The organism is Oryzifoliimicrobium ureilyticum (assembly GCF_037199735.1).
Lineage (GTDB): Bacteria > Pseudomonadota > Alphaproteobacteria > Rhizobiales > Rhizobiaceae > Rhizobium > Rhizobium ureilyticus.
The window spans coordinates 1-1,608 of sequence record NZ_JBBBVQ010000067.1; the positions used below are offsets into that span (position 1 = coordinate 1).

The window sequence follows — 1,608 nt, forward strand, 5'->3', positions numbered from 1 at the left end:
GGAGGTGCGGACGAATTCTTGGACTCCTATGCTACAATCCCTAGGTTCCTGCGGTATTCCAAGGGGCTAAGGCCACCGAGTGATATTTTGATGCGATGCTGATTGTACCACCGGATATAGGAATCCACCTGCTGCATGAAGTCCTCAAGCGTCGTGTTGATCCAGTCGCGATGGTAGTACATCTCATTTTTAAGCCGTCCGAAGAAGCCCTCGCAGGCCGCGTTATCCGGTGAGCATCCTTTGCGAGACATGGACCGGGCGAGCTCAGCATTGTGCATGCGCGACAGCCAGCCAGGCCAGCGATAATGGGCACCCCGATCAGAATGCACGACGGGACGATCGGAACTATCGCTGATCGTTTCGATTGCGGCATCAAGCATGGTATTTACGAGTTCAGCGTTCGGACGCGTGCTAACAGACCAACTGACCACCAGCCCGTCGAAGCAGTCGATCATCGGCGACAGATACACTTTCCCGGCCGGCAAGTGGAATTCGGTGATATCGGTGAGCCATTTCTCGTTTGGCACCGCAGCGTGGAAATCACGATTGACCAGATTTTCCGGCGCGGCGTCCAGTTCGCCTTGATAAGAGTTATACCGACGCCGCTTCATTGTAGCCACGATAAGCTGTTCCTGCTTCATCAGGCGGCGTACGACCTTTTCGGAGACCTGTTCTCCTCTTTTGATCAGTGCCGCATGAATGCGTCTGTAGCCATAGCAATTACGATTGGTTTCGAAGAGCGTCATAATGGTCTGGCGAAGCTCTGCGTACCGGTCACCAAAGGAAAGCAGAGACCGGTGATAGAAATAGGAGCTGCGGGCAAACTCAAGCCGCGTGAGCAGTTCGGGTAATGCATATGTTTGTCGCAGGGCATCAACCAGCAGTGTCTTTTCCCGATTTGCCAGGAGCCGCAGGTCGATGCCCAGATCTTTTTTTATGAGTTCGTTGGCCTTTGTAAGCAAGTCATGTTCGAGTTGCAGGCGCTGGACATCTCTGCGCAGCGCTTCGAGTTCGCGCTCAAGTTCGTCTCTGCTGGTTGTCGGTGGTAAATCGCGGCGGCGTGTCATGGATGCAGGAACCTCACGACCGAGTTGCTGGTTTTTCCAGTTGTACAGCGTCTGCCGGCTGACGCCTACCTGCTGAGCCAAGGAGCGTGCACTCTCACGGCGAGAGCAAAAATTAATCGCAGCCGTTCGTTTCTCTTGGTCCGATCGGCGCGTAACGGTCACGGTGTTGCCAACAACCCGCCGCCTGGCGTTGGGGTCATCTTCATCGATCCAGGCCGAGAGCTTTTGACGGCAAGGGTAGCCCAGCGCCTTTATCGTCCATGCCAGGCAACGGCCATGGCTCAGATAGTGCTCGACGGCAATCCGCTTCTGCTCATCCGAATACCGTTGTTTGGTGCGTATATAGCCCGCCGCCACGACGTGACCATGCTCGTAATCGCGACACCAATGCTTGAGAGCGTTCTTCGTCGGGTAGCCCAACTGACGGATCGTCGCCTTCACGCGTTTGCCGAGCTTGATGTAAAGCTGCACGGCCCTCATGCGGTCTTCGTACGAATACATGAACTATCTCCTGCTCGTCCAAGAATTCGTCCGCACCTCC

The 1,608-nt window shown here is 55.2% G+C and carries 1 protein-coding gene; it reads right to left on the bottom strand.

All coding sequences use genetic code 11. From position 1 onward, the window contains the following. Positions 1–26: 26 nt before the first annotated feature. Positions 27–1,568, bottom strand: coding sequence for an IS3 family transposase (locus VQ830_RS28615; protein WP_337271530.1), 1,542 nt, complete (start codon positions 1,566–1,568; stop codon positions 27–29). Positions 1,569–1,608: the final 40 nt, after the last annotated feature.